Source organism: Maribacter sp. UBA3344 (assembly GCF_002362375.1).
GTDB classification, from domain to species: Bacteria; Bacteroidota; Bacteroidia; order Flavobacteriales; family Flavobacteriaceae; genus Maribacter; species Maribacter dokdonensis.
Genome location: NZ_DERI01000017.1, coordinates 274,952 through 291,622, shown reverse-complemented (window position 1 = coordinate 291,622; position 16,671 = coordinate 274,952). Strand labels below are relative to the sequence as shown.

At 37.4% G+C, this 16,671-nt stretch carries 13 protein-coding genes; 10 read left to right on the top strand and 3 right to left on the bottom strand.

What is annotated here, in order from left to right; genetic code table 11:
• Positions 1–55: 55 nt before the first annotated feature.
• The gene (locus B2Z27_RS12435) at positions 56–721 is read left to right on the top strand and encodes an ABC transporter ATP-binding protein (RefSeq protein WP_286813890.1); all 666 of its coding nucleotides are present in this window, start codon (positions 56–58) and stop codon (positions 719–721) included.
• Between the two features lie 150 nt (positions 722–871).
• Here B2Z27_RS12435 and B2Z27_RS12430 read toward each other — a convergent pair whose 3' ends face one another.
• Positions 872–2,548, bottom strand: a complete 1,677-nt coding sequence (locus tag B2Z27_RS12430) for an amidase (RefSeq protein WP_286813889.1) — start codon at positions 2,546–2,548, stop codon at positions 872–874.
• A gap of 215 nt (positions 2,549–2,763) precedes the next feature.
• Between B2Z27_RS12430 and B2Z27_RS12425 the strand changes: the two genes are divergently transcribed.
• The 5 genes from B2Z27_RS12425 (at position 2,764) to B2Z27_RS12405 (ending at position 6,034) form a co-directional block, all read left to right on the top strand.
• Positions 2,764–3,906, top strand: a complete 1,143-nt coding sequence (locus tag B2Z27_RS12425) for an Mrp/NBP35 family ATP-binding protein (RefSeq protein WP_071340475.1) — start codon at positions 2,764–2,766, stop codon at positions 3,904–3,906.
• A gap of 2 nt (positions 3,907–3,908) precedes the next feature.
• Positions 3,909–4,148, top strand: coding sequence for a NifU family protein (locus tag B2Z27_RS12420; protein ID WP_058104966.1), 240 nt, complete (start codon positions 3,909–3,911; stop codon positions 4,146–4,148).
• Positions 4,149–4,219: 71 nt separating this feature from the next.
• Positions 4,220–5,278 (top strand): NAD(P)/FAD-dependent oxidoreductase, encoded by a 1,059-nt coding sequence (locus B2Z27_RS12415; RefSeq protein ID WP_286813888.1) that lies wholly within the window; start codon positions 4,220–4,222, stop codon positions 5,276–5,278.
• A gap of 35 nt (positions 5,279–5,313) precedes the next feature.
• The gene (locus B2Z27_RS12410) at positions 5,314–5,661 is read left to right on the top strand and encodes a four helix bundle protein (RefSeq protein ID WP_058104968.1); all 348 of its coding nucleotides are present in this window, start codon (positions 5,314–5,316) and stop codon (positions 5,659–5,661) included.
• A 40-nt stretch (positions 5,662–5,701) separates the two neighbouring features.
• A complete protein-coding gene (locus B2Z27_RS12405; RefSeq protein ID WP_286813887.1) occupies positions 5,702–6,034 on the top strand; it encodes a 2Fe-2S iron-sulfur cluster-binding protein in 333 nt (110 codons plus the stop codon).
• 118 nt (positions 6,035–6,152) lie between these two features.
• On the opposite strand, the gene B2Z27_RS12400 is transcribed toward B2Z27_RS12405, so the two are convergent.
• Complete coding sequence (locus B2Z27_RS12400) at positions 6,153–7,892, bottom strand: ABC transporter ATP-binding protein (protein ID WP_286813886.1); 1,740 nt, start codon at positions 7,890–7,892, stop codon at positions 6,153–6,155.
• A 185-nt stretch (positions 7,893–8,077) separates the two neighbouring features.
• On the opposite strand from B2Z27_RS12400, the gene B2Z27_RS12395 reads away from it, so the two are divergent.
• From B2Z27_RS12395 to B2Z27_RS12380, 4 genes are read left to right on the top strand one after another with little or no spacing between them, the layout of a single operon-like run.
• Entirely contained in the window at positions 8,078–9,121 is a 1,044-nt protein-coding gene (locus B2Z27_RS12395) for a TPM domain-containing protein (RefSeq protein WP_286813885.1), read from the top strand.
• Between the two features lie 48 nt (positions 9,122–9,169).
• Positions 9,170–11,350 carry an acylase gene (locus tag B2Z27_RS12390; protein WP_286813884.1) on the top strand — a complete coding sequence of 727 codons (2,181 nt, stop codon included), beginning with the start codon at positions 9,170–9,172 and terminating at the stop codon, positions 11,348–11,350.
• A gap of 57 nt (positions 11,351–11,407) precedes the next feature.
• The gene (locus B2Z27_RS12385) at positions 11,408–12,295 is read left to right on the top strand and encodes an ABC transporter ATP-binding protein (protein WP_286813883.1); all 888 of its coding nucleotides are present in this window, start codon (positions 11,408–11,410) and stop codon (positions 12,293–12,295) included.
• A 32-nt stretch (positions 12,296–12,327) separates the two neighbouring features.
• A complete protein-coding gene (locus B2Z27_RS12380; protein WP_286813882.1) occupies positions 12,328–15,966 on the top strand; it encodes an ABC transporter permease/M1 family aminopeptidase in 3,639 nt (1,212 codons plus the stop codon).
• 31 nt (positions 15,967–15,997) lie between these two features.
• Here the strand turns inward: B2Z27_RS12380 and B2Z27_RS12375 are convergent, their stop codons facing one another.
• Entirely contained in the window at positions 15,998–16,645 is a 648-nt protein-coding gene (locus tag B2Z27_RS12375) for a hypothetical protein (protein ID WP_058104974.1), read from the bottom strand.
• Positions 16,646–16,671: the final 26 nt, after the last annotated feature.

Below are 16,671 nucleotides of genomic sequence, written 5' to 3'. Positions count from 1 at the left end.
TAACCAACAACCACTAATACACTATTTCACTAACCAACTAATTCACTATAAAGAGATGTTATTACAATTAAGAAATATTTTCAAATGGGTACAGCAAGGCGGTCAACGCGTGTTTTTGCTAAAGGATATTAATTTAGAAGTACAGGAAGGCGAATTCATTTCAATTATGGGTCCGTCCGGTTCAGGTAAATCTACATTATTGAATGTTATAGGTATGCTAGATACGTTTGATGAAGGAGAGTATGATTTCTTGAACGAATCGGTACATACCTTAAAAGAAAAATACCGTTCTAATCTGTATAAAGAATATATAGGTTTTGTGTTTCAGTCATACCATTTGTTAGATGATCTTACGGTAGAGGAAAATTTAGAAATGCCCTTATTGTACAAGAAAATAAAAGGTTCTGAAAGAAAGGCACTCGTAGCCGATATGTTGGATAGGTTCAATATTGTAGGTAAAAAAAATCTGTTCCCAACACAGTTAAGTGGTGGACAGCAACAATTGGTTGGTGTGGCAAGAGCATTAATTGCAAACCCAAAATTGATATTGGCAGATGAGCCAACAGGCAACCTAAACTCTCAACAAAGCGAAGAGATCATGCAGCTTTTTAAGAAGCTTAATGAAGAAGAAGGCGTCACCATTATTCAAGTAACGCATTCGGAAAAGAACGCCGAGTATGGTTCAAGAATCATCAATCTTTTAGACGGCAGACAGATTTAGTCTTGAAATGATGGTTTATCCTAATTTTTAAAAAATTAGGATAAACCATCACAAGTAAATAGCTTTTCGAGTTAATTAAAATTATAGCTTTCTAACAACTAACAACTAACAACTAACAACTAACAACTAACAACTAACAACCAACAACCACTAATCCGTATACCCTTCAGGATGCATTTCATCAAAATCCGTTTGGTCTTGAAATGCTTTTGCTAATAAAAGAATACTGGCTTCATCATACAAGTTGCTAATTAGCGTGATACTGGTAGGGTGCTTTTTTTCATCTAACCCAGTAGGAATGGAAATTGCCGGATGACCGGTAAGGTTTGTAATAATTGAAAGTCTGTTGCCGGAACTTGGTGAAATAAGCACATCATAATCTTTCATAACGGCCTGCATTTTTTCAATAAGTACCTGTCTTTGTCTGTTGGCTTGTATATATTCCACTGCGGGAATAAAGCGTGCCTGGCGTAATGAATTTGCTCTTGAACGCTGGTGTTGTTCTACCATTTTATCCACTTCTTCAGCTCTGACCATATCATCGAAAAATGCACCCGCTTCTGCTCTTAAAATAATATCAAAACTATTGTAGGGCACATCTTTAGGTAATTCTACAGCGTGTAAGGTAATGCCCATATCTTCAAATTTCTTCACGGCATTATCTAAATTTTCTTTACTAAGTGAAGAGTCTTTTTCAATGTCATTTTTTAAATAGGCAACTTTAAGAGACTTGTAGTCTTTGTTGGGTTCAAATCCGTCAGGGAAATCCGTGGTCATACCATCTTTAGGGTCCTTGCCTGTAATTACGCTGTAAACAATTGCGCAGTCCTCAGCACTTCTGGTCATAGGACCAACCTTGTCCATAGACCAGCTTAAACTCATTACACCGTGTCTGCTTACTCTACCGTAAGTAGGGCGTAATCCTGTAATTCCGTTTCTGGTACTTGGTGATAATATTGAGCCAAGGGTTTCAGTTCCTAAAGAATAAGGTACTAATCCTGCTGAGGTTGCCGATCCTGAGCCCGCGGAAGAACCCGATGCTCCTTGTGTGGTATCCCAAGGATTTTTTGTTTTTCCGTCGAACCAAACATCACCACGTGCCAATGAACCAGAAACTAATTTGGCTACTAAAATGCCACCTGCATCCTGTAATTTTTGCACCACGGTTGCGGTCATATCAATTTTTTGGTCGCGGTACGGTGCTGCTCCCCACGTAGTTTTGTAACCTTCTACTGCCATTAAATCTTTAACGCCATAAGGAATGCCATGAAGAATTCCACGATATTTCCCCTCAGCAAGTTCGGCATCCATCTTTTTCGCTTGTTCCAGTGCCATCTCTTCGGTTATGGTTATGGTACACTGCAAGATGTCGTTATATTTTTTTAAGCGTTCAATGAAAAATTGGGTCAATTCTAGCGAGCTAATTTTTTTGTTTTTAATAAGGGATGCTAGTTGAGGTATTGAATAAAAAGCTAGATCAGCTTTATTTTCTGGTACGTCAATGTTATTTGGAATTTCCCATTCTGGAAACCCAGATTGTGGTTTTGGCGTAAAATTCATTGGTAATGGGTCAAATCTAACCGCAGGTACCATATCGTAATCCAGAGTGTATTTTCTAAGAGAGTCAAATCCTTCTTTATTTCGCTGTAAATAGGGGTATAAGGTGTCTATATATTTCTTATCAAAATCCAGCCCTATTATTTTTTGAGAGCGCTTAACGTCTTTTTTGGAGAAATCGTTCTTAGAGCTAGAACAAGATGTAATTAATAAAGTGGTAAGTAGACTAAAAAATAAGAGTTGGGATAATCTTCTGATAGGTTGGTACATGTATGTTGGTTTTTTAAGAAGATTCTAATGTACGTCTTTTGAAAAATTTATGTGAATTGCCAAATCATAAAAAAATGTGAATTGAATATCTATGAATAAGAGGATCTGTTTATAATGGCATCTTCATTTTCAATACGCTAGCTTCCTAATCTGATAACTAAGGATTATCTTTGTAACCTACTTGTCAATGGGCAGGTTTTGAATGAATTTATATAATGAAGATAGATAAGAAGGATGTTTTAAAGGCTTTGGAGCATATTACGGTTCCCGGGGAAGGCAAAAACATGGTAGAAAGTGGTGCGGTAACCAATATTCAAATTTTTGGTGATGAGGTAGAGGTAGATATTACCATTGCCAATCCAAGTTTACAAGCACGCAAAAAGACCGAAGTGGAGATTTTAAAAGTCATCCACAGAGAGGTGTATGAAAAAGCTAAGATTAAGATCAATATTAAGGTTGAAGCACCTGCGGCAAAACCAAAGGTGAATGAAATTAAAGGTAAGCCTATACCGGGTATTAATAATATTATAGCCGTAGCTTCTGGTAAAGGGGGTGTGGGTAAATCTACAGTAACGGCCAACCTTGCGGTTACCTTGGCAAAAATGGGCTTTAAAGTAGGTCTTTTAGATGCTGATATATATGGACCTTCAATGCCTATTATGTTCGACGTTGCCAATGAGAAACCATTGGCGGTAAACGTAGAGGGTAAATCTAAAATGAAGCCTGTAGAGAATTACGGAGTAAAATTATTGTCTATTGGGTTTTTTACCCAACGTGACCAAGCGGTTATTTGGAGAGGGCCTATGGCGTCAAAAGCATTGAACCAAATGATTTTTGATGCACATTGGGGCGAGTTGGATTTTATGCTGATCGATTTGCCACCGGGTACCGGTGATATTCATTTGAGTATCATGCAATCTTTGCCAGTTACAGGCGCTGTTGTAGTAAGTACACCACAAGAGGTTGCCTTGGCAGATGCTAGAAAAGGTGTGGCCATGTTTCAGCAAGATTCTATAAATGTTCCTGTTTTAGGAATCGTAGAGAATATGGCATATTTTACACCTGCAGAGCTGCCAGAAAATAAATATTATATTTTTGGTAAAGAAGGCGCTAAGAACCTGGCAGAAGATTTAAATGTACCTTTCTTAGGTGAAATGCCATTGGTACAAAGTATACGTGAAGCTGGTGATGTTGGTAGGCCTGCGGCTTTGCAAACCGCTACACCTGTAGAAAAAGCATTTGAAGAATTGACAAAGCAGGTGGTTAGTGAGGTGGTTGCTAGAAACAAGACAATGCCACCTACAGAAGCAATAAAAATTACTACAATGGCGGGTTGTTCGCCGGTTAATAAAAAATAGATATGACTGCAACAGAGCTAAAAGTGAATGTGGAAAAAGCATTGGAAGAGATTAGACCTTTCTTACAGAGCGATGGTGGGGACATTAGTCTTATTTCTATTGAAGAAGAAACGGTTACAGTGCGTTTAGAAGGTGCTTGTGTTGGTTGCAGTGTCAATCAAATGACCTTAAAGAGCGGTGTAGAGATGACCATTAAGAAATACGCACCACAAATTCAAAATGTAATTAATATAGAAGCTTAGATCTTGATAATTGTCATGATATTAAAACAATAGAATGATAATTTTGAGAAATATTACAAACCATCTCAGTAATGATTAAGACCGATATATTAATAATTGGCGCGGGACCTACGGGTCTTTTTGCCGTTTTTGAAGCCGGACTCCTTAAACTTAAGTGCCATTTGATAGATGCCTTGCCACAGGCTGGTGGTCAGTGTGCAGAGATTTATCCAAAAAAACCCATTTATGATATTCCGGGCTTTCCAGAAGTTTTGGCGGGCGATTTGGTGGATAATCTAATGGAGCAGATCAAATCTTTTCAACCTGGTTTTACTTTGGGCGAACGAGCCGAAACTATTGAAAAGTTAGAAGATGGTAGTTTTGTGGTTACTACCAATAAGGGAACAAAGCACAATGCCCCGGTTGTAGCCATAGCAGGTGGGTTAGGAAGTTTTGAACCTAGAAAACCTTTGTTGGATAATTTAGCAAAATTTGAAGATAACGGTGTTGCTTACATGATTAAGAATCCAGAAGTGTATCGTGATAAGAAAGTGGTTATTGCAGGTGGTGGAGACTCGGCATTGGACTGGAGTATATTTTTGGCAGATGTAGCTGCTCAGGTGACATTGGTGCACAGAAGAAATGAGTTTAGGGGCGCTTTGGATTCTGTAGAAAAGGTTCAGGAACTGAAGAATCAAGGCAAGCTTATTCTGATTACCCCCGCTGAAATTATTGCCTTAAATGGCGATGAAGCATTAGAATCTGTTCTAATCAGAAAAATATCAGATGCTAAGGAAGAGCTTGTTTTGGAGGTCGATGATTTTATTCCTTTATTCGGGCTATCTCCCAAATTAGGACCTATTGGAGATTGGGGATTGGAGATTGAAAAAAATGCCATAAAGGTGGGTACCTTTGATTACCAAACCAATATTCCGGGTATATACGCCATTGGAGATGTCAATACCTATCCGGGTAAACTAAAACTGATTCTATGTGGTTTTCATGAAGCAACGCTAATGTGCCAAAGCGCCTTTCAAAAAATCCATCCAGATAAGAAGTATGTAATGAAATACACTACCGTAGGTGGAGTAAGCGGTTTTGATGGAACAAAAAAAGAAGCGCCTAAAGCAGTGGTGAAGAAGATTGAATAAAGTAAGTGAATTAGTGAAATAGTGAATTAGTGAAGATGACTATACAACGATTTGAAGACCTAAAGGTTTGGCAGAAATCTCAGGATTTAGCGGTTCTTATCTATAAACAATTTAGGGATTTAAAAGACTTTGGTTTTCGGGATCAGATTACTAGGGCTTCAGTATCTATTTCTAATAACATAGCAGAAGGTTTTGAAAGAAGTTCTAATGCGGACTTTAAACGCTTTTTATATTTTTCTTTAGCTTCCAACAGTGAACTAAGATCCATGCTTTATCTTGCGCAAAGATTAGCATATGTTGAAAAAGAAATGGCACTAGAATTGATAAATGAAACTAATCAAGTATCAAAAATGTTATATGCCTTTATTAAATCAATGAAGTAATATTTTTCACTAACCCACTAACCCACTAACCCACTAATTTATGACCGATATAAAAATTACAATAGTAGACCGTGATGGAGTATCTCATGAAATTGATGCCCCAACAGACATGAATATGAACCTTATGGAAGTCGTACGTTCGTATGAACTGGCGCCAGAAGGAACCATAGGTATTTGTGGAGGTATGGCAATGTGTGCATCTTGTCAGTGTTATGTGGAATCTGACCACGAATTGCCGGAAATGAGTGATGACGAAGAAGCTATGTTGTCCGAAGCTTTTAATGTTAAGGATAATTCACGTTTAGGCTGTCAATTGCATATTTCTGAAGACATGGACGGACTCAAAGTAGAGTTGGCTCCAGAAGATCTATAAATGTCATTGCGAGAAAACGAGATGTAATCGAGATTGACGAAGCAATCTGCTGAATTCTTGTTCCTAAGTTTTTGCACTGCGCAAAAATAACTGTTATTTTAATTTTCCAACAACCAACTTATATCCTAGCCTGATACGTAAACAGATTATGGTATCTGCCTTCTTTGGCAATCAGCTCTTCATGGGTTCCCTGCTCAGCAATACGTCCGTTTTCAATCACTAAAATTTGATTTGCTTTTCTGATAGTGCTTAAACGGTGCGCAATGACAAAAGTGGTTCTTCCTTTCGTTAGTTCAGCCAAGCTCTTTTGAATTAAAGCTTCGCTTTCCGTATCGAGGTTAGAGGTGGCTTCATCTAAAATCAAGATTCTTGGATTTGCCAACACAGCTCTGGCAATGGCAATGCGTTGGCGTTGACCACCAGATAATTTTACCCCACGTTCCCCTATAACGGTATTCAATCCCTCTTCAAATCTATCTGTAAATTCATCTACGTACGCTGCTTTGATCGCTGCTTGTAATTCCTCTTCAGGAGCATTTGGTCTAGGGAAAAGAATGTTCTCTCTAATTGTGCCTTCAAATAGAAAATCATCCTGTAAAACCACGCCTAAAAATTGTCTAAAACTGGTTAGGTCAACTTTTGAAAGGTCCGTGCCATCAATGGTAATTTCACCGGAGTCAGGGTTTAAAAAACTAGCCGCCAAACCAGCAATGGTAGACTTCCCGGATCCAGAACTACCCACTAGCGCAATAACATCACCAGATTTAGCTTCAAAGCTAATGTTGTGCAAGACATCTTTATCTTCCTCGTACGCAAAGCTTACGTCCTTAAAAGCCATATTTCCTTTTAATTGGGAAAGCACAATAGTTCGGTCTTTTTCATCAGACTCTGAAACCTTGTTCATCAATTCTTCGGTACGATCTAAACCGGCCAAAGCTTCGGTCAGCTGGCTTCCAATATTGCTCATTTGTACAATGGGCGCTACCATTAGGGCAAGAAGAAAAGTAAACTCAAAATACTCGCCCGTAGTCAATTCGCCCTGCATCATTTGGTATCCACCATATCCCATCATAATCCCTGTAGTGGCCAATCCCAATAAAAAGGTAGAAGCACTGGTCATAAAAGCGGTAGCTGTTAAGCTCTTTTTTACATTTTGGTATAGTTTGTCAACCCCTTCTTCAAAAACCTTACTTTCTTGCACCTCTGCGTTAAAGCCTTTAATAACGCGAATTCCACCAAGGGTTTCCGTTAGTCTTCCTTTTACTTCTGCATTAATTTTACCACGCTCCCTAAAAACAGGTCTTATAATCTTAAATGCCTTTAGAGCAATGAATGCAAATAATATTAAGGGTACAAAAGTCAATAAGGTCATTATTGGGCTAATTCTCAATAACAATACAAGAGACACTACAGCGGTAATGGTACCACCAACAAGTTGTACAAGTCCGGTACCAATTAAATTTCTAACCCCTTCCACATCGCTCATGATTCTAGAAACCAATGAGCCGGATTTGGTGTTGTCAAAAAATCGAATAGGTAATGAAAGTACTTGCTTTTGTACCTGTGCACGAAGTTCGGAAATCATGTATTGTGCCTGAATGCTAAGCACTTTGGTAAGTAGGAAAGACATGACCGCTTGTACCAAAAATGCAAAAATAACAACGGCAACCAATATTTTTAATAGGTCATAGTTTTTATTAGGGATGATATCATCTAAAAAGTATCGTAAAGAAACCGGTGCCACAAAACTAGCAGCTTTACTGATTACGATAAGCAATAAACCCAACAAAACCAGTTTTCTGCGTGGCCATATAATTGTTTTAAAAGCGGTTAGTATGCTTACTTTTTTTTCTGCCATAGGTGTTTGCTCTAACTAATTACTGTTTAATTATTCCATTGTCCGTTCGAGCGCAGTCGAGACCGATCGGCAATGAGTTGCAAGTTACTTCAATTCTAAAGTTTTACCGAATCTAGAATAGGTTTTGATATTGGCTAAGAGTATGGATAAAGGTTTTTATATTTGAGTATCCTGATTACCGACCGATGCTTAAAAAAACCATTTTTCTTTTTTTATTAATTACTTTTTATACGAATGCACAAGAGCAATACTATGAATTGCGTGATTTCGTAACCGATAGTGCAGGCATTTTCACAGCAAGTCAAACAGCAGATTTAAATCAGCGTTTGGTAGCGTTTGAGGAGAATACTACCAATCAACTAGTAATAGTCACGATAGAAGAGTTGGGTTTTGATACCATTGAGTCTTATGCGAACGGACTATTCAATCAAAATAAAATTGGTCAAGAAGGAAAGGATAACGGGTTATTGATTCTGTTTTCAGAATTGGACCGAGAAGTAAGAATAGAGGTAGGTTATGGATTGGAACCGTACATTACAGATGCCGTTGCTTCAAGAATTATTAGAAATACGATGATTCCCAAATTTAAGGAGGAGGCATATTTTGATGGTGTTGATGAGGCTACTGATCAGCTTATAGCGTTTCTCAATAACCCAGAAGCCTTAGATGAGTTTAAACAAGAAATTGAAGATAAAAAAGGGAAGGAAAGGCTTTATATGAACATTTTTCTTGGTGTTTTTCTATCAATATTTATTGGGGTAGGTGGTTTTTTCTTTCTTAAAAGCTATAGAAATATTATAGAGGTTTTTAGAGGAATATTTATGGGTAAATTAGGCGTATTACCTGGTATTTTTATGCTTTTAGGAGGTTCTATCTCTACTATTTTTGGTATGGTCTTTATGGTGGTGCCTCTATTTGTGGGGTATAGTATTTATACCGCAGACCAAGATCTTGCCATGCGAATTTTTGATCATCCTAAAGTTCTGTTGTGGTTATTACTACCGTTTTTTGGCATAGCCGCTATAATCGCTCTTATTAAACTTAAACTATTTGATAACAAAGATTTCAGTATTTCGTGGCTAAAGAACGATAAAACATATTACCGAAAAACATTTTCTTCATCAGGTTCCCACTCTTTTGGTTCTGGCGGTAGCTCATCAAGTGGTGGTAGTTCATTTTCTGGCGGTGGCGGCAGTTCAGGTGGTGGTGGAGCAAGCGGAAGTTGGTAAAATTCAAGTACTTTTATGTATCTAAAATATTCAAAATAATTAGCATCCATGAACAGAATAATTTACTTGTTAGCATTTGTCTTGGTTTTATCATGTAAGACAGAAAAACCAAAAAGCCCTGAAGTTGAAAAATGGGAAGCCCAAGCTGCTAATGTTGAAATAATAAGAGATGACTTTGGAGTACCCCATATTTATGGTAAGACAGATGCCGATGCAGTGTTTGGGTTATTGTATGCCCAATGTGAAGATGATTTTAACCGTGTGGAGCAAAACTACATTTGGGCAACAGGTAGGTTGGCAGAAGTAGATGGTGAAGAGGCTTTGTACAGCGATTTACGTGCAAAACTCTTCATGACCGAAGATGAGGCTAAAGCGAATTACGAAAAGAGTCCCGTTTGGTTAAAAGAGTTGTGTAATGCCTTTGCCGACGGTATCAATTACTACCTATATACGCACCCAAAAGTAAAACCTAGATTGTTGACGCATTTTGAGCCATGGATGCCCATGTATTTTAGTGAAGGGTCCATTGGTGGTGATATTGAGCGGATTTCAACAAAGAAGATTGCTGCCTTCTATGAAAGTGATATGGCATTACCAGAAATGGAATTGTTGCAATTAGAAAAGGAAAAAGAAGCAGAGGAGCCACAAGGTTCTAACGGTATTGCTATTTCAGGTAAATTGACACAGTCCGGTAATCCGCTGTTATTGATCAATCCGCATACCTCGTTTTATTTTAGGGGAGAAGTTCATGTAGTTTCAGAGGAGGGATTAAACGCCTATGGTGCGGTAACTTGGGGTCAGTTTTTCGTTTATCAAGGTTTTAATGAAAAAACCGGATGGATGCATACATCCACTTATACCGATGTTATGGATGAATTCAAGGAGACAATAGTTAAGAACGATGATAATTTATTCTATCAATACGGAGAAGAATTGCGTCCTGTAGAATCGTCTGAAATACTATTGAAATATTTGGATGGAGAGGAATTGAAAGAGAAAAAGTATCCAGCATACAGAACCCACCACGGACCAATAACCCATGTTGCAGATGCGCAATGGACGGCATCTGCCATGATGTGGGAACCGGTGAAAGCGTTAGAGCAATCATTCATCCGAACAAAACAAAACGGGTACAAAGGTTTTAGGGATATGATGGATATTCGTACCAATTCTAGTAACAATACGGTGTATGCAGATGCGGAAGGAAACATTGCTTATTTTCATGGTAATTACGTTCCAAAAAGAGATGTTCAATTTAATTATGCAAAATCTGTAGATGGTAGCAACCCGAAAACAGATTGGCAAGGTTTGCATACGGTAGATGAAAATATTTTGGTGTTAAACCCAGAAAACGGATGGATCCAGAATTGTAATTCTACTCCGTTTACATCAGCTCTAGAATTTAGTCCAAAGAAAGAAGACTACCCGTATTACATGTCTAGAGATCAAGAGAACTTTAGAGGCGTTCATGCCATAGAATTATTGAAAGACAGAAAAGGGTACACAATTGATAGTCTTATCCGGTTAGCGCATGATCCGTATTTACCGGCATTCAAAGCTTTGATACCTGGCTTGGTAAAAGCTTATAATTCTCATAACGATAAGAATCCGAAATTAAAAGAGCCGATTAAGATGCTTGAGGAATGGGACTATACAACGGGAGAAGATCAAGTAGCCATGACATTGGCACATTTTTATGGTACCGCAATAGGCAAACACGCAGACCAACCAAAAGGAATAAGTGATATGGAGCGCATGATTTATTTTGGGAACAACACAGAAGCCGTATTGCCTATTTTTGAAGAAGTGATCAACCAAATTGAGTCAGATTTTGGTACATGGAAAATGCCATGGGGAGAAGTAAATAGATATCAGCGAACTACAGGAGATATCGTGCAGCATTTTGATGATGCTAAACCAAGTATTCCAATAGGGTTTGCTTCCGGTAGGTGGGGAGCCTTGGCTGCATACGGTGCGCGATACACCACCGAAGGCGCAAAAAAGATATACGGTACAAGGGGCAACAGTTTTGCAGCAGTGGTTGAATTTGGTGAAACCGTTAAGGCCAAAAGTATTTTGGCAGGTGGGCAAAGTGGTGATCCTGATTCTCCATATTTTAATGACCAAATTGAGAGGTATAGATATGTAGATTGGAAAGAAGTACCTTTTTATAAGAAAGATGTTTTAAAAAGAGCAGAAGAAACTTACAGGCCCGGTGAAAGAAATTAGTATATTTAGGTAATAATCAGTGTGTTAATAAAATTGACACTAAATACCTAACTGTACATGGAGCTAAAAATTGAAAACCTGAGTAAAACATATTCTAATGGAGTACATGCTTTAAAGAATATTACTTTAACAATTCCACAAGGTATGTTTGGTCTTTTAGGACCAAATGGTGCCGGTAAATCTTCTCTAATGCGTACCATGGCTACGCTGCAACAACCAGACTCTGGGAGTATTACCATGGGAGATATAGATATTTTAAATGATACGGACAGGGTTAGGGAAGTTTTGGGTTATTTACCACAAGAGTTTGGGGTGTACCCAAAGGTGACTTCTTATAAAATGTTAGATCATATAGCTTCATTGAAAGGTGTTTCAAATAAGGGAGAACGGAAAGATTTAGTAGAGGCACTTTTAAACAAAACCAATCTTTGGCATGTACGTAACAAGAGTTTGGGTACATATTCTGGTGGAATGAAACAGCGTTTTGGTATCGCTCAAGCTTTAATTGGATCTCCTAAATTAATAATAGTGGATGAACCTACTGCCGGTTTGGACCCAGCGGAACGTGTGCGTTTTCATAATTTGTTGAGTGAAATTGGGGAAAATACCATTATAATTCTTTCGACCCATATAGTTGAAGATGTGGCTAATTTGTGTAAGAACATGGCAATTATTTGTCTTGGTGAGGTTGTGGCTCAAGGCAACCCAACAGAGATAACTTCTAGGATACAAGGTAAAATCTGGAAAAAAATGATTGATAAAAAAGATCTTGATGCCTATAAAGCGGAACACCAGGTTATTTCAACTCATTTAAAAGCGGGTAGAACTATTATCCATGTTTATAGTGAAATGAGGCCAGATGAAACTTTTGAAACAAGCCCTGCGAATTTGGAGGATGTTTATTTCACAGAAATTACAGCTAGATCAAACGCTGTTACCGTATAGATTTTCTTTCCATCCACCTAAAGCCAACTATCATGTTTACTGAAATATTCTTATTTGAATTAAATTATCGTTTAAAACGTCCTGCAACTTGGGCCTATTTCGGAATACTTTTTTTATATGGAATGATTATTTCCATTGGAGGTTTCGAAGGGGGGTCGGAGAAAGTGTTTTTAAATGCGCCAACCAATATAGCTTCAACTTTGAATGTCGTCAGTATTTTCGGAATTATGTTGGCAAGTGCCATTATGGGCGTTCCAATTTATCGAGATATTGAACATGGTACACAAAATTATTTATTCAGTTATCCTATAAGTGAGAAAGGATATGTTTCGGGTAGGTTTGCGGGATCAATGCTAACACTATTTTTAGTAAGTTTAGGGTTAATTTTGGGCTTCATAATTGGTTACGCCATAGGTCCTTATGCAGGTTTTGAACCGGCAGAGCGTTATGCTGATTTTAATTTCTGGCACTATTTACAGCCTTCTCTGGTTTTTTATTGGTCTAATTTTTTCTTTTCAGGTTGTATTTTCTTTGCCTTGGTTGCTTTGACCAAACGTATTATGTTAGCTTATGCCGGTGGTGCAATATTGTTCATTGTTTATTTAGTGACCTTAACGCTTACTCAGGATATCGAAAATAAGGAGTTGGTTAGTCTATTGGATCCTTTTGGCTTTGGAGCATTGAATAATACTATACAATACTGGACTCCAGAAGAGCAAAATACCTTAACGGTACCTTTTAAGGATACTGTAATGTGGAATAGAATATTATGGGTGGGCATAGGTCTTTTAATCTGTTTGTTTACAGTTTTTAGATTTGATTTTCAACGATTTTTAACTAAGAAGCTAGGTTCTAAAAAGAAAGTGGCAGGTGAGGTAGATGGTTCATCAGCTGCAGTTCTAACAAAAATACCGGTAGTTTCTCAGATTTTTAGTAGGTCTCATAACGTGAAAATGCTAGGTAATTTGGCATGGATGGAATTTAGAAATATAACTAAGGATTTATTTTTTAAGGCTATTTTAATTGCGGCCGTTGGATTCCTGTTTTTTGATGGATGGTTTGGTAACCCAACCTACGGTACACCAATGTTGCCCATGACCTACTATATGTTAGAGATTAAAGATTATAACTATGTAGTACTCATTTTTATACTTATTGTTTTTATGACAGGTGAGGTTTTACATAGGGAGCGTAGTGTAAAATACGATCAAATATACGGTGCCCTACCATTACCTAATTGGGTAGTTTACGGTTCTAAGTTTCTGGCCTTGGTTTTTATTTGTTTTGTATTGGTAAATATGATTTTAGTAAGTGGATTGCTAAATCAAATATTACAGGGGTACTACAATTTTCAGTTTGATATGTATTTTACCGACCTCTACTTAATAGAATTTCCCAAATATATTTCTTATGTTATGTTGGCTTTCTTTGTACATGCCGTAATTGCCAAAAAGTTTTTAGGTCATGTTATTACCATAGCTATCTGGGCAGCGTTATTTGCCATTAGTAGTCTGGCGGATATTGATTATAATATGTATTTGTATGGTTATGCACCGCGCTATACCATTTCAGATATGAATGGATTCGGCCATTTCTTATCCGGACAAAATTGGTTTCGTTTATATTGGTTAGGTTTTGGTTTTGTGTTGGCGATAGTTGGATTATTGTTTTGGAAAAGAGGAACTGATTCTGGGATAAAGGCCAGATGGAAGGAGGCAGGACACCGTTTTGGCATAAAGGAGAAGGTGGCTATGATTGCTGGGGTACTGGTTTGTGCTGGTGCAGGATGGTATGTTCATTATAATGTTAGTGAATTAAATTCTTATAGAACAGTAAAACAAGGAAGGGAATTAGCTGCTAATTATGAGAAAGATATTAGTAAATACAACTACATAAATCAACCAAAATTTACGGACGTAAAGGTAGAGGTAGATTTAGTTCCTGAAGAAAGATACGCAACAATGTCCGGTACATTCACTATGGTGAATAAAGGAGAAACACCTATAGATTCGTTACACTTAAACTGGGGCGATAATCAATTGCTGCATACTGAATTATTAAGGTTTTCTGTAGGAGATATTGACTTAAAAGAGGGTAAAGTATATAGCAAATCCAATTATAAACTTTATAAATTACCAAATACAATGATGCCTGGTGATACCTTGGTCATGAATCTTGCAATAAAACGTGGTTATAAGGGTTTCCCAAATGAGGGTTCTGGGTCGGATATTGTCTATAACGGTACATTTTTGAACAATGATTTTTTTCCGACTTTCGGCTATAATTTACAATACGAGCTTACAAGCGATAAGTATAGAAAAGAATATGATTTGCCGGTAAAGGAATATACGGCTCCTCCTCAAAATGATAAATGGGGATTACGTAATTTATTATTCAATGATGATGCAGACTACGTAACTTTCGAAGGTACTGTGAGTACGGCTCCTGACCAGATTGCCATAATGCCCGGTTATTTGCAAAAAGAATGGGAAGAAAATGGCAGAAAATATTACCATTATAAAATGGAAGGCGAAATGGATTATTTTTTTAATGTTTCCTCTGCACGCTATGATATTCACAAAGAAGATTGGACAGGTAAAAATGGGGAAAAAGTTGTAATTGAGATATTTCATCATCCAGATCACCCTTATAATGTTAAACGATTTGCAAAAGCTGTTCGCCATTCTTTAGACTATTTCTCAGAAAATTACGGACCATATCAATATCGTCAGATGCGAATAATTGAATTTCCAAGATACCAGTCTTTTGCCCAGTCTTTTCCAAATACGGTACCCTATGCTGAAAGTTTTGGATGGACCGGAGATTTTAGTGATCCGGAAGATTTGGATTATGCTTATATGGTTACATCTCATGAAGTAGCACACCAATGGTGGGGTCATCAAATTACACCCTCTGCCACACGTGGAGCTAATCAAATTTCAGAATCTATGGCAGAATATTCATCGCTTATGGTCATGAAAAAAGAATATGGCGTAGATGCAATGCAAGATTTTTTGAAAAGAGAGTTGGATAGTTATTTGCGAGGTCGTGCCGGTGAAAATAAATTTGAAAAAACCTTATTGGACAATGACACTCAAGCCTATGTTTGGTATAGAAAAGGCGGATCTGTTTTATATGCTTTACAAGATTACATAGGTGAAAATCAGCTCAATTTAGGGTTTAAGAAGTTTATAGATAGTGCGGCATTTAGACCTCATGCACCTTTTGCTACGTCAAACGAATGGTATGGCTATATCAAAGAGGTTACTCCAGATTCTTTACAGTATTTTTTAGAGGATAGCTTTGAAAAAATTACCTTATATACAAATAAGGTCAATGAAGCAACGTTTAAAAAATTAGATAATGATTCCTATGAAATTAAGCTTACCGTAGAAAGTGAAAAGAACTATTATGACGGTAACGGTAAAGATTTAGGAGCTCCTGATCAACCAAATTTATTGGATATTGCTGTATTTCAAAATGACACCATTATAAACGGTAAAACAAAAAAAGTTCCACTTATTCTAGAGAAAAAATGGATTAAGCCTGGTACGAGTACTTTTACGTTTATCACCAGTAAAAAACCGTTTAAAGCTGGTATAGACCCGTATAATAAAATGATTGATAGAATTCCCGATGATAATTTAATTAGTCTGGAAGAAATGGAATAATAGAAAAAACAAAATAATACTTTAAAGCACTTTACATAGATTCTTTGGTAACGATCAAAGTAGCCTTGGAACCTGCTGATAACAACCATTTGTTAGAGTAGATCAATTCCCCTTTATCGTTATACACATCTACTTGAGCAGTATTTGGGGCAGATGATCCATGGTTAAGTGCTTCAAAATCCAAACGGTTAAAACCATCTTGTAAATCGACATTGATTCCTTTGAACGCTCCGGTTAATAGCAGGTTTTGTTCTACGACCATATCGTTCATATAAATCTTAACACGGTCTCCATCTACATATTCATGATCTCTGCAAACAATACCAATAAATTTTCCGCTACTTTTTACATCCCCAAGATATTGATCAGGAAAATATTGACCAGATCCATTTAAGCGTTCTCCAGGAGCTACTTTTGGGTCAATTTTCATACCGGTTCCTGCTTGTACCAATTCTTCATCGGGTAACATTTTTACAGGGTTCTTGCTGTTCATGTCTAGACTTGGCTGTTCTTTGATCAATGAGGGCATCTTAAGAACAGGGCTAGCGGTTCCACTAGAATTTATAGGGTTTGCTTTCTCAATTTTCAATGGTTTGGCAGTAGGTAAATCTGTTTGTGCAGAAACCTGTGCCATGGAAAGGGAGAACAAAACAATAAAAAGATAATAAAGGTTTCTCATTTAATCTTTACATTGGTTGAAATAAA